Here is a 20491-nt window from a genome sequence, read left to right on the forward strand (position 1 = left end):
CAGAAAAGGGGGACTTTCGCGGCGTTCCACGGACGCAGACCGACGCAGCACGAGGCGAAGGTCCCGGGTGCAGGGCGGGCATCGTTGCCCGAAGCCCTGGTCTGATTCCCGGCGGACACGGGATCGAAACCGCCGGGTAACGGACTACTTATGTGGTGCTCTGCATAGTGTCTCACTCCAAGGCCGGTCAGCCTATGGCTCCGCCGATCCAGGTTCCCAGGATGTACGTCACACCGGCGGCCGCGCCACCCAGGACGAGCTGGCGCATGCCGCTGTACCACCAGGACCGGGCGGTGACCCGGGAGACCACCGCGCCGCAGGCGAAGAGCCCGACCAGCGCGAGCAGCACCGCGGGCCACAGGGACGTGGCGCCGAGCAGGTACGGCAGTACGGGGAGCAGCGCGCCCAGCGCGAAGGAGCCGAAGGACGAGACCGCGGCGACGAGCGGCGAGGGCAGGTCGTCGGGGTCGATCCCGAGCTCCTCGCGAGCGTGGATCTCCAGCGCCTGCTCGGGGTCGCGGGACAGCTGCATGGCGACCTCGCGGGCCAGCATGGGCTCGACGCCGCGGGAGACGTAGAGCTCGGCCAGCTCCTCCATCTCGTCCACCGGGTGCTTGCGCAGCTGCTGCCGCTCTATGTCCAGTTCGGCGAGGACCAGTTCGCGCTGCGAGGCGACGGAGGTGTACTCGCCGGCCGCCATCGAGAAGGCGCCGGCGGCGAGGCCGGCCAGTCCGGTGATGACGACGGTCTGCGGGGCGACGGCGCCGCCGGCCACTCCGGTCATCAGGGCGAGGTTGGAGACGAGTCCGTCCATGGCGCCGAAGACGGCCGGCCGCAGCCATCCGCCGTTCACATCGCGGTGGGTGTGGTTGTCCCGGTGCGCGGTGTGCAGCGGTGCTTCGATGTCGATGATGGACATGTTGAGATACCTCCCCATTTGTGCCAACGGGTGCCGCGAGACACCCCGCTCCCCCTGAACACCTCGAAACTACGCACGATTTCTGCCGCCCGCCAGCAAGGAAGGCCGTACTTACCTGCGGTTTTATGGGTCGGCGACCGGGTGACGACGGGGTTCGCGGGGTGTTTTGCGACGAGCGACAAACCACATGCCATGGCACAAATCCCCCAAGGGCTCATGATGAGCCCCATCCGATGTGGGAGAGGCGCGCCATGGAGCCGGTGAAGCTGATTGCATGCAATCCGCAGGTCCTCCTCGAACGGGCCAGGGGCGCTCTTCTCGGGCTCGCGGTGGGCGACGCGCTGGGCGCCCCCGCGGAGAACATGAAGCCGTCGGAGATCCGGGCGAAATGGGGCCGCATCGAGGGCTTCGTGTCGGAGGACCCGGCGGGCACGGACGACACCGAGTACGCGATCTTCTCCGGGCTGCTGCTGGCCCGCCACGGCTCGGCGCTCACGGTCTCCCACGTGGAGCGGGCCTGGCACCACTGGATCGCGGACCTCGACGAAGGCCCGTTCCGGGGCGCCGGATTCTCGGAGCGCGGCACGCTGGAGAACCTGCGCCGGGGGCTCGCGGCCCCCATCTCCGCCCAGCACCGGCACGCGTGGTCGGACGGTCTCGCCATGCGGGCGGCCCCGTTCGGCGTCTTCGCGGCGGGCCGGCCCGCCGAAGCGGCCCGGCTCGTCGCCATCGACGGCTCGGTCAGCCACGACGGCGAGGGCATCTACGGCGGCCAGGCGGTGGCGGCGGGCGTGGCGGCGGCCATGGCCGGCGGCAGCCCGGCGTCCGTCGTCTCCGCGGCCCTGTCCGTGATCCCGTCCGACTCCTGGACGGCCCGCTCCCTGCGCCGGGCGGTCACCGCCGCCCCGCGCGGGGAACGGGCCGTGCGCTCGGCGGTGGTCATCGGCGGCTACCCGTGGACGGACCTGGCCCCCGAAGCCGTCGGCCTCGCCTTCGGCGCCTTCGCCGCCTGCCGGGGCGACTTCCCCTCCTCGGTCCTGACCGCGGTCAACATGGGCCGCGACGCGGACACCACGGCGGCGGTGGCGGGCGCCCTGTCCGGCGCGATGTCGGGCGCCGCCGCGATCCCCGCCGCCTGGTCCTCGGCCATCGGCCCGGTCCGCGGCAGCTGCCTCCCCTCGATGCGGGGCTACCACGTCCTCGACATCGCGGACCTCCTCACCCCCGAATACGAGGCCCCCCGATGACGCCCCCGCCGGCCCCCACCCCACACCTCCCCCCGCCCGGCCCGGCGGACCACCCCCTCGACACAACCGTGGCCCCCACACCCGTGGCCCCCACACCCCAACCCGAAGCCCAGACCGGAGCCGGAGCCGGGACCGGAGCCGGCTCCCTCGCCGGGGGCGGTGCCCAGGCCGGGGCCGGGCCCTTGGCCGGGGGCCGAACCCCCGCCGGAGGCGTGGCCCTCGCCGGGGCGGCGGTCACAGTCGGGTGGGGCGGGGGTGTGGGCTTCGGGGTGGTCGGCGGAGGGCCGGGCCTCCGGATCACCGGGGTCCGGGTCGTCGATCGGGCTCCCGCACACGCCGGGCCGCCCGCAGGGACGCAGCGGATCCTCGAACCAGCGCCCGCACACACCGAGCCCCCCGATGCAGGGACCCAGCGGATCATCGAGCCGGCCCCCGTACACGCCAAGCCGCCCGCAGGGACGCAGCGGATCCTCGAACCAGCGCCCGCACACACCGAGCCCCCCGATGCAGGGACCCAGCGGATCATCGAGCGGGCTCCCACACACACCGCGCCTCCCGCAGGGGCCCCGCGGATCCTCGAACCAGCCCCCCTACACACCAAGCCGCCCGCAGGGGCCCAGCGGATCCTCGAACCAGCCCCCCTACACACCAAGCCCCCCGCAGGGGCCCCGCGGATCGTCGAGCCGGCCCCCGTACACACCAAGCCCCCCGCAGGGGCCCTGCAGATCGTCGAGCCGGCCCCCGTACACACCAAGCCGCCCGCAGGGGCCCCGCGGATCCTCGAACCAGCCCCACCCGCCAAGCCCCCCGCAGGGGCCCCGTGGATCGTCGGGCCGATGCCCTCACCCGCCGAGCCCCCCGCAGGGGCCCGGCGGATCGAGGGTCTCCTCCTCGGCCTCGCCGCAGGCGACGCCGCCGGGTGGCCCGCCGCCCGCCACCGCGCCAGCCGGATGCCCGAGTGGACCCGCCGTCTCACCCGCGAGCTCGACACCTTCGCCGAGCAGAACGCCACCACCACCCTCCCCGTCCCCATCGCCCTCAACCAGCCCCCCGAACCACTGCGCCTCGGCCCGTCCGACGACGCCGAGTGGGCCGCCTTCGTCGCCGAGTCCGTGCTCACCGCCGCCGGCGTACTGCTCAGCGACCTCTCCCGGTCCCGCCGCATGCGCGCCGCGATCGACCTCGCGTGGAACGCCCTGGCCTCCGAGGTCGCCGCGGCAGCGGACCGCGCGCCCGAGGTCGAGTCCGCCGTCCTCCCCCTCCGCGCCCGGATCTCCGTACGCGCCGGCCTCGGCAACCTCGCCACCGGCCTGCGCCCGCCCGCCACCGGCCACGACAACCCGCACTACTTCGACGACGCCGCCTGCATCCGCGCCTGCGTGCTCGCCGTCGTCCACCCGGGAGACGCCGCGGCCGCCGCCGACCTCGCCGAGTTCGACGCCCGCTACACCCAGGACGGCGACGGCGTCCACGGCGCCCGCGCCATGGCCGCCGCCATCGCCACCGCCCTCACCACCGCGGACGTCGACGCCGCCGTCGAGGCCGCCCTCGCCCAGCTCCCCGAGGCCACCGAGATCGGCCGCAACGCCCGCCACGCCGTGAACCTCGCCCGTACCCGCACGGACGGCGGCGGCGCCTTCGCCATCGTCCCCATCCTCGAACACGAGATCGTGGACCACGTCTACAGCTACGGGATCGCCGCCGCCGAGACCGTCCCCGTGGCCCTCGCCCTCGCGACCGCCGCCCGCGGCAGGGTGACCGAGGCCGTCCCGGCGGCCGCCTGCCTGTCCCGCGTCGCGGACTCCGCCCCCGCCCTCGCCGGCGCCCTCACCGGCGTGCTCGGCGGCGGCGATTCGATCCCCGCCGCCTGGCGTGAGGCCTGCCGCACCCTCTCCGGCTGCGCCCTCCCCCGCCTCGCCGGCACCGACCTCGTGGAACTCGCCGCGCTCCTCGCGCGCACGGAACTCACCTCACCCAAACCTCAGGGGATGATTCGGACATGACGCTCACGTTGGAGGACCGGGCCTGCGGCGCTCTCGTCGGAGCCGCCGTCGGCGACGCGCTCGGCGGCCCGGTGGAGGGCTGGACCCCGGACCAGATCGTGGAACGGCACGGCGGCCGCGTGCACGGCATCGTCGGCCCGTGGCACGAGAACTGGCGCACGGCCCGCCCCATCGCCCCGTACCACAAGGGCGACGGGCACGTCACGGACGACACCTTGATGACGCACGCGCTGGTCCGCGTGTACGAGGCCGTACGGGACCACCTCGACTCCCACGCGATCGCCGAGCACCTGGTCCCCGACCTCATGAACAACCCGCGCTGGATCCCCGAACTGGAGGCCGAGGCCCTGCCGTTGCAGCGGATCTTCCTCGCGGAGAAGTGGATCGTCACCCGGCTGCACTACGCGCACGTCGACCCCCGCGAGGCCGGCAGCGGGAACATCGTCAACTGCGGGGCGGCGATGTACATGGCGCCGGTGGGCCTCGTCAACGCGGGCAACCCGGCGGGCGCGTACGCGGAGGCGCTGGACATCGCCGGCGCGCACCAGTCCTCGTACGGGCGGGAGGCGGCGGGCGTGTTCGCGGCGGCGGTGGCGGCCGCGTGCGTGCCCGGTGCGACGGCCGCCTCGGTGGTGGACGCGGCCCTGTCCCTGGCCAAGGACGGCACGCGCGCCGCGATCGCCGCCGTCCGCGAAGTGGCCGCCGGCCACCGGGACTTCGAGTCCGCGCTGGCCCCGCTGCGGGCGGCGGTGGCCCCGTACGACTCGGTCGGCCCGGACTACCGCACCCCCTCGCTCGACGCCCGCCGCCCCTCCCGGCTGCACTCCATCGAGGAACTCCCGATCGCGCTGGGGATGCTGCTGGTCGCGGACGGCGCGTACGAGGCCTCGGTGCTCGGCGCGGTCAACTACGGCCGCGACTGCGACTCCATCGCCACCATGGCGGGGGCGATCGCCGGGGCCCTGGGCGGCGAGGCCGTGGTCCCGGCCGTCTGGGCCAAGCAGGTCGCCGAGGCCAGCCGCCTCGACCTGCACGCCCCGGCGGCGGCGACGGCCGCCGTGGCCCGGGAGGTCTTCGCCCTCGACCGGGACCGCCGCCGGGCCCACGAGTCCGCCTTCACCGCGATCTCGGCCCCGCGGTGACGGCGCCCGCGGCCTGCGCCCCGGACTCCGTCCGGCTCACGTGGGCCCAGCCCGAGGACCTCGTCGGGCACGAGCTGCGCCAGGCGGCCGAGGACGGCCGGAACCCGGAGCCCGCCCGGCGCGCCTGGCTGGCGGCGGGCGGCAGCCCGGCCCCGGACCGCGCCGGCGCCTCCTCGCCCCCGGCCCCGCCGGAGCTCCGCGCCCTCGCGGTCGGCCTGCTGGACGAACTCGCCGCGCAGAAGTCCCCCCTGGCCACCGCCGAACCCCAGTCCTGGAAAGCGATCGTCGCCACCTGCCCGGACTGGCCCCCGCCCCCACCCGCCGGCCCCGCCGAACAGAGCCGGGAACCCGGCGCGGACGGCCTGGCCCCGTGCGCGGGCGCCCCGGCCGCGGAGCAGGACTCCGCCCCGCCCTGTCACGACGCACGTCCCCGTCCGGAAGCCACCGGACAGGACCTGGATCTGCCGACCCGGCTGGAAGCCGCCTGGTTGGGGCGGGCCGTCGGCTGTCTGCTCGGCAAGCCCGTCGAGAAGCTCCCCCTGGAGGGGATCCGGGCGCTGGCCCGCGCCACCGGCAACTGGCCGCTGAACGACTGGTTCAGCGAGCGCGGCGTACCGCCGGAGGTACTGGGCGCGTACCCCTGGAACCGCCGCTCCGCCACCACCTCGCTCGCCGAGAACATCGACGGCATGCCCGAGGACGACGACCTCAACTACCCGCTGCTCGGCCTGGTCCTCCTCCAGCGCCACGGCAAGGGCTTCACCACCACCGACGTCGCCCGCCTCTGGCTCGACGAACTGCCCGCCGGGCGGACCTTCACCGCCGAGCGCATCGCGTACCGCAACCTCCTGCTCGGGCTGGAGCCGCCCGCCACCGCCACCCACCACAACCCCTTCCGCGAATGGATCGGCGCCCTCATCCGCGCCGACGTCCACGGCTGGACCAACCCGGGCGATCCGGCCGCCGCCGCGGCCCAGGCGTACCGGGACGCCTCCCTGACCCACACCGGCAACGGCGTCTACGCCGCCCTCTTCATCGCGGCCGCCACCGCCGAGGCCGCCACCGGCCGGGCGGACGTCCACACCGCGCTCCGGGCCGGGCTGGCCGTCGTACCGCCCCGCTCCCGCCTCGCCGAGGCCGTCCGCCTCGGGATCCGGGCGGCCGCGGACGAACCGGACTTCGACCTCGTCGTCGACCGGCTGCACGCGCGCTACGGGCACTACCACTGGGTGCACGCCGTCCCCAACACCGCCCTGATCGTCGCCGCCCTCACCCACGCAGACGGGGACTTCACCCGTTCCGTCTGCCGCGCCGTGTCCGGCGGCTGGGACACCGACTCCAACGGGGCCACCGCCGGCGCCCTCGCCGCGCTGGTCGCGGGCTCGCCGAACGCCCTCCCGGACCGCTGGACCGCCCCCCTCAAGAACCGTCTCGCCACCACCGTCCCCGGCTTCGACGGCATCGGCTTCGACACCCTCGCCCACCTCACCGCACAGGAGGCAGCACGCTCATGACGGCAATCGCCGTGCTCGGCAGTACGAACATGGACCTCGTCGCCTACGTCCCGAAGGCCCCCCGCCTCGGGGAGACCGTCACCGGCCGGGCCTTCCGCACGGTCCCCGGCGGCAAGGGCGCCAACCAGGCCGTCGCCGCCGCCCGCTGCGGCGGGGAGGTGGTGATGATCGGCGCGGTCGGGACGGACGAGTTCGGCGTACGGCTGCGCTCCGCGCTCACCGCCGACGGGATCGACACCTCGGGCCTGCGGACCGTCGAGGGCGCGAGCGGCACCGCCCACATCACCGTGGACGACGAGGGCGGCAACAGCATCATCGTCATTCCCAGCGCCAACGCCCGCGTCACCGGCCTGGAGGCCGGGGACGACGCCCGGATCGCCGCCGCCGGCGCCCTCCTCCTCCAGCTCGAACTCCCCCTCGCCGCCGTCCTCGCCGGCGCCCTCGCCGCCCGCGCGCACGGCGTCCGTACGGTCCTCACCCCGGCCCCGGCCCAGCCGCTGCCCGCCGAACTCCTCGCCGCCACCGACCTCCTCGTGCCCAACGAGCACGAGGCGGCCGCCCTCACCGGCCTCACCGACCCCGGCCGGGCCGCCGCGGCCCTGCTCCACGACGTGCCCGAGGTGGTGATCACCCTCGGCGCGGCCGGAGTCCTGTACGCCGCCCGCGGCCGGGAACCCCTCTCCGTGCCCGCGCCCCGGGTCCGGGCCGTGGACACCACCGCCGCCGGGGACACCTTCGTCGGCGCCCTGGCCGTGGCCCTGGGCGAGGGCCGGCCGATGCCCGACGCGCTGCGCTGGGCCTCGGCGGCGGCCGCACTGTCCGTCCAGCGCCCCGGCGCCCAGGACTCGATGCCGACCCGCGCCGAAACCGACACCGCCGATGCCCTGGCCGGGCGGATGCAGGAGGGGGCACGGACCCCGCTCCCCGGCCCCGTCGCCCCGGGCCCCACCGGAAAACCGGAACCCGCCCGCCCGAGCGGCAACGAGCCCGAGGCCACCCCCGGAGCCCCCGCGTGAGCCCCGCCCCGCAGCCGAACCCCCACCCGCCAACCGACCCCCGACCCATCGCCGGGGCCGACGTCCCCGACCCGGGCGGAAGCCCCCGCCCAAGCGACACGGGCAAGCCGCCAACCGACCCCCGACCCGAACCCGGGCCCATCGCCGGGGCCGACATCCCCGACCCGGGCGGGAGGCCCCGCGCGAGCGACAGGGGCGAGCCGCCAACCGGCTCCCGACCCGAACCCGGGCCCGCCTTCGGGGCCGACGCCCCGGACCTCGGTGGGAGGCTCCGCGCGAGTGACACGGGCGGGGAATCCGGAGCCGGGCGGGGCCCGGGCGCCGTCTCGGTGGCGTGGGCCTCGGGACCCGGCCACGGGGCCCGGCCCCCCGCCACCGCCGACGGGCCCAGGAGCGGGCCCGCCCCTGTCGACGCCCGGCCAGGGCAAGGGCACGGACCCCTGGAGGGGCTGCGCGTGCTCGATCTGGCCACCCTCTTCGCCGGGCCGCTCGCCGCCACCCTGCTCGGCGACTTCGGCGCCGAGGTCGTCAAGGTCGAGCACCCCGGCATCCCCGACCCCTCCCGCGGCCACGGCCCCGCCAAGGACGGCATCGGCCTGTGGTGGAAGCTGCTCGGCCGGAACAAGCGGACGATGACCCTCGACCTGTCGACCCCCGGCGGCCGGGACACGCTGCTGCGCCTGGCCGCCACCGCCGACGTGGTCATCGAGAACTTCCGCCCCGGCACGCTGGAGAAGTGGGGCCTCGGCTGGCCCGAGCTGTCCGCCGCCAACCCGCGCCTCGTCCTGGCCCGCGTGACGGCCTTCGGCCAGCAGGGCCCGTACGCCCACCGCCCGGGCTTCGGCACCCTCGCCGAGGCCATGAGCGGTTTCGCCGCGATCACCGGGGAACCGGACGGGCCGCCGACCCTGCCCCCCTTCGGGCTGGCCGACTCGATCGCCGCGCTGACCACCGCGTACGCCGTGATGACGGCCCTGGCCGGACGCGACCGCACCGGGCACGGCCAGGTCGTGGACCTGGCCATCATCGAGCCGATCCTCACGGTGCTCGGCCCGCACCCGCTCTGGTACGACCAGCTCGGCTACGTCCAGCCCCGCACCGGCAACCGCTCCGCGAACAACGCCCCCCGCAACACCTACCGCAGCGCGGACGGCCGCTGGCTGGCGGTGTCCACCTCCGCGCAGTCCATCGCCGAGCGGGTCGTACGGCTGGTCGGCCGGCCGGAGCTGATCGCGGAGCCCTGGTTCGCGACGGGCGCGGGGCGGGCCCGGCACGCGGACGTCCTGGACGACGCCGTCGGCGGCTGGATCGCCCGGCACAAGGCCGAGGAGGTCGTCGCCGCCTTCGAGGACGCCGAGGCGGCCGTGGCCCTCGTGTACGACATCCGGGACGTGATGGCCGACCCCCAGTTCGCGGCCCTCGACACGGTCACCGAGATCGAGGACCCGGAGCTGGGCCCGCTGCGGATGCAGAACATCCTCTTCCGGTTGTCCGAGACCCCCGGCGGGATCCGCTGGGCCGGCCGCCCGCACGGCGCGGACACCGACGAGGTCCTGACCGAGCTCGGGCTGACCCGGGCCGAGATCGCCGCGCTGCGGACCGAGGGGGCCCTGTGATCCTGACCTGGCTGTACGCACCCGGCGACCGCCCTGCGGTGGTCGCCAAGGCCCTCGGCTGCGGGGCGGACGCCGTGATCGTCGACTTGGAGGACGCCGTACCGGTCTCCCGCAAGGAGTACGCCCGCGCCGCGACCGCCGAACTGCTCGGCGAGCGGCCTCCGGTCCCGGTGCACGTCCGCGTCAACGCCCTGGACTCCCCCTGGGGCGGCGCCGATCTCAACGCGCTCGGCGGCCTGCGCGGGCTCGCGGGGCTGCGGCTGCCCAAGATCAGCGCCCCGGAGCAGATCGGTGCCGTCGCCGACCGCACGGGCGGGGTCAGCCTCCACGCGCTGCTGGAGTCGGCGCTGGGCGTGGAGCGCGCGTACGAGATCGCCCGCGCGCACCCCGCCCTGCGCGGGCTCTCGCTCGGCGAGGCGGACCTGCGGGCCGATCTGGCCGTCAGCGCGGAGGCGGGGCTGGACTGGTGCCGGTCGCGGGTGGTGGTGGCGGCCCGTGCGGCGGGGCTGGCGCCGCCGGCCCAGTCGGTGTTCCCGGACATCCGGGACCTGGAGGCGCTGGCCGACTCCTGTGCGCGCGGCCGGTCGCTCGGCTTCCTCGGCCGGGCGGCGATCCACCCGAGGCAGCTGCCGGTGATCGAGCGGGCGTACCTCCCGGCGCCGGAGGAGGTCAGCGCGGCCGTGGAGGTGCTGAGCGCGGCCCGGGCCACGCCGGGGGCGCTGGCCCTGCCGGACGGGCGCTTCGTCGACCCGGCGGTGGTGGCGGGCGCGCACCGCACCCTTGCGCTCGCCGCGCGCATGGCCGCCCGTTGACCGCTGCCCGCCGCCGTCCGGGCTCCGCCCGCACCCCGCGCGGTGCCCGCCGGGATCGCGCGCGGCGCCGCGTCTCAGGGCTCCGCCCCGAACCCCGCGCCTCAAACGCCGGCGGGGCTGGATGGTGCGGCGGGGCTGGGAGTGGGCAGCTCAGCACGAAGGGGGGTGCCGCGGCGTGCGCGGGACCCCCCTTCGGGACCGGTTCGGTCAGCGCTTGCCCGGTTCCGGGGCCTTGGCCTCGGCTACGGCTTCGTCCTTGGTCTCGACCTCGGCCTTGGCCGGGGCGTCCTTCGTCAGGACCGGGGCCTTGGCCGCATCGACGGCCTTGGCCGGGGCGTCCGCGTCGGCCGGAGCCGCGTCGTCGCCCTCGCCGCCGGAGGTGACCGGTTCGACCACCTTCTCCCGGCCCGGCCGCAGCTTCGCCGACAGCACCAGGTAGACCACGGCCAGGACGAAGACCACGATCGAGGTCCAGACGTTCAGCCGCACGCCCAGGATGTGGTGCGCCTCGTCGACCCGCATGTACTCGATCCAGCCGCGGCCCACGCAGTACGCGGCGACGTAAAGGGCGAAGGCTCGTCCGTGGCCGAGCGTGAAGCGGCGGTCGGCCCAGATGACCAGCAGCGCGACGCCGACGCACCACAGCGACTCGTACAGGAAGGTCGGGTGATAGGTGCCCGCGTCACGGTTCGGGCCCGCGGTGATCTCCACCGCCCACGGCAGGTCGGTGGCCCGGCCGTACAGCTCCTGGTTGAACCAGTTGCCCCAGCGGCCGCAGGCCTGGGCCAGCGCGATGCCGGGGGCCAGGGCGTCCGCCCAGGCCGGCAGCGGGATCCCGCGCAGCCGGCAGCCGATCCAGGCACCCACCGCGCCCAGCGCGATCGCGCCCCAGATGCCGAGGCCGCCCTCCCAGATCTTGAAGGCGTCGACCCAGTTGCGGCCCTCGCCGAAGTACAGCTGGTAGTCGGTGATCACGTGGTAGAGGCGACCGCCCACGAGGCCGAAGGGCACCGCCCACACGGCGATGTCCGCGACCGTGCCCGGCTTGCCGCCGCGCGCGATCCAGCGACGGTTGCCGAGCCAGACGGCGACGAAGACGCCGATGATGATGCAGAACGCGTAGCCGCGGAGCGGGATCGGTCCGAGATGGATCACGCCGGTCGACGGACTGGGGATGTAAGCAATGTCCATGGCAGACATGACGCTACCCTGCCGGGCGGTGCGGACGGCAACCCGCCCGGCAAGACGAAACCAAATCCAGACATGGACCGGCCGGTAACCGGTGCTCCGTCAGTCCCCCGAGGAACCGTTCGAGGAGCTGGTGGACGAGCTGGTGGACGAGCTGGTCGACGAGCGGTTCGCGGAACCGGTTCCCGACGTCCTCGTGGCCGACGGCGAGGCCTTCGCTCCCGCCTTCGTCCCGGATCCGGTCGACGGCGAGGCCTTCCCCGCCCCCTTGTCGGCCCCGGTCCCGGTTCCGGTCCCGGTTCCGCCGGAGCCCTTGGCCGCCGCTTCCACCTGTTCCTTCAGCTTCTGCGGGGTCACCGGATTGGCCTCGTCGGCGAAGATGTTCTTGCCGTCCAGCAGCACGGTGGGCGTGCCCCGGAACTTCCCGGCGATGAACGCCTCCTGCGACTTGCCCACCCAGCTGTTGTGGGTGCCGTCCTCGACGCACTTGCGGAACTCGGGGGTGTCCAGCCCGTTGACCTTGCCCGCCAGTTCCAGCAGCTTGGCGTTCTTGCCGTAGGCGTCGTCGACCTCCTGCGGCTGGTTCTGGAAGAGGACGTCGTGGTACTCGGTGAACTTGCCGGCGTCCTGCGCGCAGGCCGCCGCGTTCGCCCCCTTCAGCGAACCGCTGCCGCCCATGTTCCCGTCGATGAGCGTGACCAGGTGGTAGTCGACCTTGAGCAGGCCCTTGGCCTCCAGCTCGTGGATCGTGTCCCGGTAGTTGTCCTCGAAGGACTTGCAGGCGGGGCAGCGGAAGTCCTCCCACACGGTGAGGGTGGACTTCGCCTCCGGCTTGCCCGTCTGGATGGCGAGGGCGTCCTTGCCGGTGGCCCCGGAGGGGGCGACCACCGGGCCCGCCTTGGAGGCGCCGCTCTTGCCGGTGTTGGCCGCGATCACGCCGACGACGGTCGCCAGGCAGAGGACGCCGACCACCGCCGACGCCACGATGAGGGTCCGCCGGCGCTTGTCCCGGGTCTTCTGCCGCTGGCGCTCCTCCTGGAGTCGCTCCCGGGCCGATCGTTTCGTCGCATCGCGGTTGGCACCGTCGTTCTTCTCGCTCACGTTCGGCCAAACGAAGCAGGGAGGCACTCGCGTGCCTCCCTGCCCTCATTTCCACCCGATCGGGCTACAGAACCCGATCACAGGTCCGTACCTTCGATCGAACGCGCGCCGTCAGCTCCTGCGTACGCCTTCCGCGAGCTCGCCCGCGAGCGCCCGTACGGCGTCCAGCCCGGCGGGCAGGTCCGGGGCGTCCAGCAGGAGCTTCACGAAGGCCGAGCCGACGATCACCCCGTCGGCGAAGGCCGCGACCTCCTTGGCCTGGAGGGCGTTGGAGACGCCGAGGCCGACGCAGACCGGGAGGTCGCTGGTGGCGCGGGTGCGGCGCACCAGGTCCTCGGCCTGGTTGCCGACGGACTCGCGGGTGCCCGTGACACCCATGAGCGAGGCGGCGTAGACGAAGCCGGAGCCGGCCGCCGTGATGGTGGCCAGCCGCTCGTCCTTGCTGCTGGGGGCGACGACGAAGACGGTCGCCAGACCGTGCTTCTCGGCGTGCTCGCGCCACAGCGCGGACTCCTGCACGGGCAGGTCGGGCAGGATGCAGCCCGCGCCGCCCGCCGCCGCGAGTTCGGCCGTGAAGCGCTCGACGCCGTAGCGGTCGATGGGGTTCCAGTACGTCATCACGAGGACCGGGGCCCCGGTGGCCTCGTGCGCCTCGCGGACCGTACGGATCACGTCGGCGATCTTGACTCCGCCGCGCAGGGCGATGTCGTCGGCGGTCTGGATGACCGGCCCGTCGAGGACCGGGTCGCTGTGGGGCAGGCCGATCTCGACGACGTCCGCGCCACCGGCGATGACGGCCTTGACCGCCTCGATGCCGCCGTCGACGGTCGGGAAGCCCGCGGGGAGGTAGGCGACGAGGGCGGCGCGGTCCTCGGACTTCGCCTTGGCGAGGGTGGCGCTCAGCAGCTCGATGTTGCCGCGTCCGTGCGTGGAGCTCACTTGTCGTCCCCCTCGGAGAACTCGTTGTCGGCGACTTCACCGTCGGTGTCGTACAGGTTGAAGTAGCGGGCCGCCGTGTCCATGTCCTTGTCGCCGCGGCCGGACAGGTTGACGACGATCAGGCCGTCCTTGCCCAGCTCCCTGCCGAGGTCCAGGGCGCCCGCGAGGGCGTGCGCGGACTCGATCGCCGGGATGATCCCCTCGGTGCGCGACAGCAGGCGCAGGGCCTGCATGGCGGCGTCGTCGGTGACCGCGCGGTACTCGCCGCGGCCGGAGTCCTTGAGGTAGGAGTGCTCCGGGCCGATGCCGGGGTAGTCCAGGCCTGCGGAGATGGAGTACGGCTCGGTGATCTGGCCCTCCTCGTCCTGGAGGACGTAGGAGCGGGAGCCGTGCAGGATCCCGGGCTCGCCGGCGGTCAGCGTGGCCGCGTGCTCGCCGGTCTCGACGCCGTGCCCGGCGGGCTCGAAGCCGACCAGGCGGACGTCGGCGTCCGGGATGAAGGCGTGGAAGAGGCCGATGGCGTTCGAGCCGCCGCCGACGCAGGCCGCGACGGCGTCGGGCAGCCGGCCGGCGCGCTCCAGGATCTGGCGGCGGGCCTCGACGCCGATGACCCTGTGGAAGTCGCGGACCATGGCCGGGAAGGGGTGGGGGCCGGCGACCGTACCGAAGAGGTAGTGGGTGCGGTCCACGTTGGCGACCCAGTCGCGGAACGCCTCGTTGATCGCGTCCTTGAGCGTCCGGGAGCCGGACTTCACGGCGATGACCTCGGCGCCCAGCATGCGCATGCGGGCGACGTTCAGCGCCTGGCGCTGGGTGTCGATCTCGCCCATGTAGATGGTGCATTCGAGGCCGAAGAGGGCGCAGGCGGTGGCGGTGGCCACGCCGTGCTGGCCGGCGCCGGTCTCGGCGATGACCCGGGTCTTGCCCATGCGCTTGGTGAGCAGCGCCTGGCCCAGCACGTTGTTGATCTTGTGCGAGCCGGTGTGGTTGAGGTCCTCGCGCTTGAGGAAGATCCGTGCGCCGCCGGCGTGCTCGGCGAAGCGCGGCACCTCGGTGAGGGCGCTGGGGCGGCCGGTGTAGTTGACCATCAGGTCGTTGAGCTCGGCCGCGAAGGCCGGGTCGCCCTTGGCCTTCTCGTACTCGACGGCGACCTCGTCCACGGCGGCGACGAGCGCCTCCGGGATGAACTTGCCGCCGAAGTCACCGAAGTAACCCTCGGCGTTCGGGACGTGACCCTCCGGGTCCGGAATGAAGAACTCGCTGGACATGTCCAGTGCTCCTACGGGTGCGAGATGCGGCGGGGTGGATTCACCGTATTGCGCCGCCCGCAAGTACCGCGCACACCCCGCTGGGGGATGCCGCGCGTACGGTGCGGAGCGGCCCGCGTCCGGAGCCGGCGGCCCGGACGGCAGGCCGTACGGGAGCTGCGCGCGGCGCGGTACGTCTCGCGTACCGGGCCGCGGCGGCCCTCGTTACAGCGCGCCTCCGCGGCGCCATCGCATGCCGTTGACCTGACCGGGCTCGGAGCCGATCACGTACCTGACCCGCCGCCCGTGCACGCGCCGGGCCGGGGCGCGGCAGCCGCGGGGGCGGCAGCCGCGCGCCAGGGGCGCGTGCGCCGTCGGCACGCCGACCGGGCCGCGGCGGAAGGCCGGCGGCGCGGACTGCGTACGGACGGTGGGGCGGTCGTGGGCCATGGGGACGGGTCAGCTCCGCCCGTGGCGCAGGGCGGGGTGGGCGCCGGCGGCGACGAGGTCGGCCACGGCCGCCTTCGGGTCGCGGCCGGTCACCAGGGACTCCCCGACGAGGACGGCGTCGGCGCCCTCGTTGGCGTAGGCGATCAGGTCGTGCGGCCCGCGGATGCCGGATTCGGCGACCTTGACGATGTGGGCCGGGATCTCTCCGACGACGCGCTCGAAGGTGGAGCGGTCGACCTTGAGGTCCTTGAGGTTGCGGGCGTTGACACCGATGATCTTGGCACCGGCGGCGACCGCGCGCTCCACTTCCTCCTCGTCGTGGACCTCGACGAGCGGGGTGAGACCGATGGACTCGGCCCGCTCGATGAGGGAGACGAGGGCCTCCTGCTCCAGGGCCGCGACGATCAGCAGCGCGAGGTCGGCGCCGTAGGCGCGGGCCTCCCAGAGCTGGTACGCCGTGACGATGAAGTCCTTGCGCAGGATCGGGATGTCCACGCGGGCGCGGACGGCCTCCAGGTCGGCCAGCGAGCCGCCGAAACGACGCTGCTCGGTGAGGACGGAGATGACCGCCGCACCGCCCGCCTCGTAGTCGGCGGCGAGCCCGGCCGGATCCGCGATCGCGGCCAGCGCACCCTTGGAGGGGCTGGAGCGCTTGACCTCGCAGATCACCTTGACGCTGTCGCCGCGCAGGGCAGCGACGCCGTCCTTGGCCTGGGGCGCCTTGGCGGCACGCTCCTTGAGCTCGTCGAGGCTCACGCGGGCCTGCCGTTCGGCAAGGTCTTCGCGGACCCCTTCGATGATCTCGTCGAGCACACTCACGCGAGCGGCCCCCTTCCGGGTCGATGACGGTCGGCCGCCTTGCAGACACGTACAACTGCAAGGTCAGCAATTCAAATGGTATCCGCAGGAGGCCTGGCCCTCCGCACGTGGTTGACGGCGTCCCAGTACCTGGACATCCGGAACCCGGGCTTCATATGGGCTGCTCAAGGGGCTCGGGGCGGTCAGGGGGCCAGCATCGAGCCGAAAGAAAGATTTCGGACGACGACGAAGACCAGGGCCAGCGCACCGAGCCCCCACCAGTACGGCCGCCGCATGACGATCCTGGGGACCGGGCCGCCGCGGACGGCGCGGACCAGCCACAGGGTCATGAACCCCGCGAAGACGAAGTAGCCGGTGACGGCGAGGGCATTCGCCCCGAGGGCCGTGACCAGATCGCCGTGGGCGAACGCGTGCGCACTGCGCAGGCCGCCGCAGCCCGGGCACAGGACGCCGGTCAGCCGGAACAGCGGGCAGACCGGGTAGTGGCCCGGCTCGTTGGGGTCCACGGTGCCCACGTAGGCGAAGGCGGCGACGGCAGCGGCCAGGTAGGACGCCGGTACGGCGAGCCTGCGCGCCCGGGACCGCCGGGGCGCGGGCGGAGCGGGCACCGGGTGCGCCGGGTCCGCCGGGGGCGGTCCCGGCGGCAGGACATCGGGGGTGCGAGAGGCGTCCACCAGCTGATTCTCTCCGGTCATGACAAAAGGCGCAGCCCGGCGGGGCCACGCCTTTCGGCTGCGCTGCGTCTCGTCGCGCACCTCGTCGGTCGCGCTCAGACCTTGGCGGGGACCTTGTTGGCGGCGATGACCTCGGCGAGGTCCTTGTGGGCGGCCTTCGGCGCACCCATGCCCGCGGCCTTCATCGCCATGCCCACGACACCGCCGAGCACGACGACGACGAGACCGGCCCAGAAGCCGAGCGGGTTCGCGATCACCATGAAGGCGCCGGAGATGCAGAAACCGATGAAGGCGATGATGACACCGGTCCAGGCGGCCGGGGTGTGTCCGTGGCTAGTGCCCGCCATGAGTTGCTCCTCGTTGCTCTGTCGCGCTGCTGTGTCGAACGTGCGGTCTGTGTCGAACGCTCGGTGCTCATTGTCCCGCACCGGACGGCCCGGCCGTCCAGGGGGGGTGGGGTCAGTGGGCCCGGTCGGCGCCCGGGTCGGTGGTCGGGTCCTCGCCGCGGTCCAGAGCCTTCCACAGATCTTCCGGCCGGTCCGGATCCACCGCCGCGACAGTCCGCGTACGGGGGCTGCCGTCACGCTCGTAGCGGCCTCCCATCGAGGGCCAGCTCCGGCCGAAGCGCAGCGCCAGCAGGCCGGCGGCCAGGATCAGGACGGCGCCGGCTGCCGTGACGTACGGCCACGTCGTTTGGGTCAGCGCCGCCGCGTGCGCGGCGCTGTCCGCGGTCGTCCGGGCGGCCTCCGCGTCCAGGGCGCGGCGGCCGTCCGAGCCGAGGAGCGCGGACAGCACCGCGCCCAGGCCGCTGAGGGCCAGCAGGCCCGACACCAGCAGACGGCTCTTGCCGCGTACGGCGAAGACGGCGACCAGCGCGGCCAGGCCCACGATGGCCAGGGCGGCCGGGAGCCCGGTGACGGCCCTGCCGTCGGCGGCCAGCTGGAGCGAGTCACCGCCGATGGCGGTGGTGCCCCGGGCCCAGGTCCGGCCGGAGGCGAGCAGGACAACGGTGGCGCCGAGGGCGCCCAGCAGCAGCGCGGCGGCCACGCTGCGGCGGGCGCTGCGGCTGTCGGGAGCCTCGGGCTCGGACGGCTCGGACGCGGCATCGTTTCGGGGCGGGGGTACGGCACTCACGTACCCCACTATCCCCTACGCCCTCAGGAGCCGTGGAGGCGGTTCGCCGCTGCCACCGCGCGCAGCACGGCGGCCGCCTTGTTGCGGCACTCCTTGTCCTCCAGCTCGGGCACCGAGTCGGCGACGACACCGGCGCCGGCCTGCACGTACGCCGTGCCGTCGCGCAGCAGCGCGGTGCGGATGGCGATGGCCGTGTCGGAGTCCCCGGCGAAGTCCAGGTAGCCCACGCAGCCGCCGTAGAGACCGCGGCGGGAGGGCTCCAGCTCCTCGATGATCTGCATGGCGCGGGGCTTGGGCGCGCCGGAGAGGGTGCCGGCCGGGAAGCAGGCGGTGAGCACGTCGAAGGCGCTCTTGCCCTCGGCGACGCGGCCCGTCACCGTCGAGACGATGTGCATGACGTGCGAGTACCGCTCGACGCTCATGAAGTCGACGACCTCGACGGAGCCGGGCTCGCAGACCCGGCCGAGGTCGTTGCGGCCCAGGTCGACGAGCATGAGGTGCTCGGCGCGCTCCTTGGGGTCGGCCAGCAGCTCCTCGGCGAGCTCGTGGTCCTCCTGCGGGGTCGCGCCCCGGTGGCGGGTGCCGGCGATGGGGTGGACCATGGCCCGCCCGTCCTCGACCTTGACGAGCGCCTCGGGGCTGGAGCCGACGACGTCGAAGCCGTTCTCGAAGCGGAAGAGGTACATGTACGGCGACGGGTTGGTGGCCCGGAGCACGCGGTAGACGTCCAGCGCGGAGGCCCGGCAGGCGGTCTCGAACCGCTGCGAGGGCACCACCTGGAAGGCCTCGCCGGCCCGGATGCGCTCCTTGATGTCCTCGACGGCCGCCTGGTACTTCTCGCCGCCCCACAGCGCCGAGAACTGCGGCAGCTCGGAGGCGGGCAGCGGGGCCGGGGTGTACGGGGCGGGCCGGGCGAGGTCGGCCTCCATGGCGTCGAGCCGGGCCACCGCGTCGGCGTGGGCCTCGTCCACGCCCGTGTCGAGGTCGTTGTGGTTGATCGCGTTGGCGATGAGCTGGACGGTGCCGTCCCAGTGGTCCAGGACCGCCAGGTCGGAGGTGAGCAGCATGGTCAGCTCGGGCAGTTCGAGGTCGTCGGCCGTGTGCTCGCCGATCCGCTCCAGGCGGCGCACGATGTCGTAGCCGAGGTAGCCGACCATGCCGCCGGTGAAGGGCGGCATGCCCCCCGCCAGGTCGCGGGGGGTGTGCAGGGCCTCGACGGTGGCGCGCAGGGCGTCCAGGGGGTCGCCGTCGGTGGGTACGCCGACGGGCGGGGTGCCGATCCAGTGCGCGTGGCCGTCCCGGGCGGTCAGGGTGGCGTCGCTGCGTACGCCGATGAAGGAGTACCGGGACCAGGAGCGACCGTTCTCGGCCGACTCCAGCAGGAAGGTGCCGGGGCGTTCGGCGGCCAGCTTGCGGTAGAGCCCCACCGGGGTGTCTCCGTCGGCCAGCAGCTTGCGGCTCACGGGGATGACGCGGCGGTCGGCCGCGAGCTTGCGGAACGTCTCGAGATCCATGGCGTGGGGACCCTACCTAGTCGGCTGCGCGGAGGAGGACATCGTCGTCGAAGCAGGTGCGGGCACCGGTGTGACAGGCGGCTCCGACCTGGTCGACCTTGACGAGCACGGTGTCGGCGTCGCAGTCGAGGGCGACGGACTTCACGTGCTGGAAGTGGCCGGAGGTGTCCCCCTTCACCCAGTACTCCTGGCGGCTGCGGGACCAGTAGGTGCAGCGGCCGGTGGTCAGGGTGCGGTGCAGGGCCTCGTCGTCCATCCAGCCCAGCATGAGCACCTCACCGGTGTCGTACTGCTGGGCGATGGCCGGGACCAGTCCGTCGGCGGAGCGCTTGAGCCGGGCGGCGATGGCGGGATCGAGGGAGCCGGGGCGGGGGGACGTACTCATACGGCCATTGTGCCGGGCCGGGGAGGGGGTAATGATCCGCGTCCGCCTGATGGGCGGGCAGACGGCGGGTTCCGGCCGTAGGCTGGCCTGCATGTCTACCCATGCGAAGCGTGAACGCCTGTTGCTGGCGGACCTGTTGGAGGCGGCCGGACCGGAGGCCCCCACGCTGTGCGACGGCTGGACCTGCCGGGAACTGGCCGCGCACGTCGTCGTCCGGGAGCGGCGGCCGGACGCGGCGGGCGGGATCCTGCTGAACGTGCTGAAGGCCCGCCTGGACAAGGCGATGGAGGAGTACGCCGCCAAGCCGTACGAGGAACTGATCCAGCTGATCCGGACCGGCCCGCCGCGGATGTCGGTGTACGCGCTGAAGCAGATCGACGAGGCGGCGAACGCGGTGGAGTTCTTCGTCCACGCGGAGGACGTCCGCCGCGCGCAGCCGGACTGGTCCCCGCGGGAACTGGACCCGGTGTTCTCGGACTCGCTGTGGTCCCGCCTGGAGAAGATGGCCCGCCTGACGGGCCGCCGCTCCCCGGTGGGCCTGGTCCTGCGCCGCCCGAACGGCCAGACCGCGGTGGCGCACAAGGGTGCGCCGGTGGTGACGGTGACGGGCGAGCCGGGCGAACTGACCCTGTTCTGCTTCGGCCGTCAGGACTCGGCCGACGTCTCCCTGGACGGGGAGAAGGACGCCGTGGCGAAGTTGACGACGGCGAAGCTCGGCATCTGACGCTGCGGGCCGCCTCCCGGGGCTCAAACGCCGGCGGGGCTGCTTTC

The 20491-nt window shown here is 74.0% G+C and carries 20 protein-coding genes; 8 read left to right on the plus strand and 12 right to left on the minus strand.

Annotated elements, in window-relative coordinates; all coding sequences use genetic code 11:
• Nucleotides 1–187 precede the first annotated feature (187 nt).
• Nucleotides 188–919, minus strand: coding sequence for a VIT1/CCC1 transporter family protein (locus AB0D29_RS13410; protein WP_362853958.1), 732 nt, complete (start codon nt 917–919; stop codon nt 188–190).
• 251 nt (nt 920–1170) lie between these two features.
• On the opposite strand from AB0D29_RS13410, the gene AB0D29_RS13415 reads away from it, so the two are divergent.
• From AB0D29_RS13415 to AB0D29_RS13445, 7 genes are all read left to right on the plus strand, one after another.
• The gene (locus tag AB0D29_RS13415; protein ID WP_351593706.1) at nt 1171–2166 is read left to right on the plus strand and encodes an ADP-ribosylglycohydrolase family protein; all 996 of its coding nucleotides are present in this window, start codon (nt 1171–1173) and stop codon (nt 2164–2166) included.
• Between the two features lie 836 nt (nt 2167–3002).
• On the plus strand, nt 3003–4169 hold the full coding sequence (locus AB0D29_RS13420) for an ADP-ribosylglycohydrolase family protein (RefSeq protein ID WP_362853959.1): 1167 nt from the start codon (nt 3003–3005) through the stop codon (nt 4167–4169).
• Nucleotides 4166–5311 (plus strand): ADP-ribosylglycohydrolase family protein, encoded by a 1146-nt coding sequence (locus AB0D29_RS13425; RefSeq protein WP_362853961.1) that lies wholly within the window; start codon nt 4166–4168, stop codon nt 5309–5311. Before AB0D29_RS13420 ends, AB0D29_RS13425 begins: the two co-directional genes overlap by 4 nt.
• Complete coding sequence (locus tag AB0D29_RS13430; protein ID WP_362853963.1) at nt 5308–6825, plus strand: ADP-ribosylglycohydrolase family protein; 1518 nt, start codon at nt 5308–5310, stop codon at nt 6823–6825. The genes AB0D29_RS13425 and AB0D29_RS13430 overlap by 4 nt, the downstream gene beginning before the upstream one ends.
• The gene (rbsK, locus tag AB0D29_RS13435; protein ID WP_362853964.1) at nt 6822–7841 is read left to right on the plus strand and encodes a ribokinase; all 1020 of its coding nucleotides are present in this window, start codon (nt 6822–6824) and stop codon (nt 7839–7841) included. The genes AB0D29_RS13430 and rbsK overlap by 4 nt, the downstream gene beginning before the upstream one ends.
• 440 nt (nt 7842–8281) lie before the next feature.
• Nucleotides 8282–9457, plus strand: coding sequence for a CoA transferase (locus tag AB0D29_RS13440; RefSeq protein WP_362854035.1), 1176 nt, complete (start codon nt 8282–8284; stop codon nt 9455–9457).
• A complete protein-coding gene (locus AB0D29_RS13445) occupies nt 9454–10269 on the plus strand; it encodes a CoA ester lyase (protein ID WP_362853966.1) in 816 nt (271 codons plus the stop codon). Before AB0D29_RS13440 ends, AB0D29_RS13445 begins: the two co-directional genes overlap by 4 nt.
• Nucleotides 10270–10476: 207 nt before the next feature.
• Here the strand turns inward: AB0D29_RS13445 and lgt are convergent, their stop codons facing one another.
• From lgt to hisI, 11 genes are all read right to left on the minus strand, one after another.
• A complete protein-coding gene (lgt, locus tag AB0D29_RS13450) occupies nt 10477–11460 on the minus strand; it encodes a prolipoprotein diacylglyceryl transferase (protein WP_362853967.1) in 984 nt (327 codons plus the stop codon).
• Nucleotides 11461–11559: 99 nt separating this feature from the next.
• Complete coding sequence (locus tag AB0D29_RS13455) at nt 11560–12558, minus strand: thioredoxin domain-containing protein (RefSeq protein ID WP_362853968.1); 999 nt, start codon at nt 12556–12558, stop codon at nt 11560–11562.
• A gap of 111 nt (nt 12559–12669) precedes the next feature.
• Nucleotides 12670–13497, minus strand: coding sequence for a tryptophan synthase subunit alpha (trpA, locus tag AB0D29_RS13460; protein WP_362853970.1), 828 nt, complete (start codon nt 13495–13497; stop codon nt 12670–12672).
• Nucleotides 13494–14765, minus strand: coding sequence for a tryptophan synthase subunit beta (gene trpB / locus AB0D29_RS13465; protein WP_362853972.1), 1272 nt, complete (start codon nt 14763–14765; stop codon nt 13494–13496). Before trpB ends, trpA begins: the two co-directional genes overlap by 4 nt.
• 204 nt (nt 14766–14969) lie before the next feature.
• On the minus strand, nt 14970–15194 hold the full coding sequence (locus tag AB0D29_RS13470) for a tryptophan synthase subunit(beta) (protein WP_362853973.1): 225 nt from the start codon (nt 15192–15194) through the stop codon (nt 14970–14972).
• A 9-nt stretch (nt 15195–15203) separates the two neighbouring features.
• Nucleotides 15204–16013, minus strand: a complete 810-nt coding sequence (gene trpC, locus AB0D29_RS13475; protein ID WP_214932893.1) for an indole-3-glycerol phosphate synthase TrpC — start codon at nt 16011–16013, stop codon at nt 15204–15206.
• Nucleotides 16014–16195: 182 nt separating this feature from the next.
• Nucleotides 16196–16708: a DUF2752 domain-containing protein gene (locus AB0D29_RS13480; RefSeq protein ID WP_362853974.1), complete on the minus strand. Its 513-nt coding sequence runs from the start codon at nt 16706–16708 to the stop codon at nt 16196–16198.
• A gap of 74 nt (nt 16709–16782) precedes the next feature.
• A complete protein-coding gene (locus AB0D29_RS13485) occupies nt 16783–17034 on the minus strand; it encodes an HGxxPAAW family protein (RefSeq protein WP_362853976.1) in 252 nt (83 codons plus the stop codon).
• Nucleotides 17035–17146: 112 nt separating this feature from the next.
• Nucleotides 17147–17830 carry a TIGR02234 family membrane protein gene (locus tag AB0D29_RS13490; RefSeq protein ID WP_362853977.1) on the minus strand — a complete coding sequence of 228 codons (684 nt, stop codon included), beginning with the start codon at nt 17828–17830 and terminating at the stop codon, nt 17147–17149.
• Nucleotides 17831–17844: 14 nt separating this feature from the next.
• A complete protein-coding gene (locus AB0D29_RS13495; RefSeq protein ID WP_362853979.1) occupies nt 17845–19335 on the minus strand; it encodes an anthranilate synthase component I in 1491 nt (496 codons plus the stop codon).
• Nucleotides 19336–19351: 16 nt separating this feature from the next.
• Entirely contained in the window at nt 19352–19720 is a 369-nt protein-coding gene (gene hisI, locus AB0D29_RS13500; protein WP_319721786.1) for a phosphoribosyl-AMP cyclohydrolase, read from the minus strand.
• Between the two features lie 91 nt (nt 19721–19811).
• Between hisI and AB0D29_RS13505 the strand changes: the two genes are divergently transcribed.
• Entirely contained in the window at nt 19812–20444 is a 633-nt protein-coding gene (locus AB0D29_RS13505) for a TIGR03085 family metal-binding protein (RefSeq protein ID WP_351598545.1), read from the plus strand.
• Nucleotides 20445–20491 lie beyond the last annotated feature (47 nt).

Origin of the sequence: Streptomyces sp. NPDC048424 (assembly GCF_040651555.1) — a bacterium.
Classification (GTDB): Bacteria; Actinomycetota; Actinomycetes; order Streptomycetales; family Streptomycetaceae; genus Streptomyces.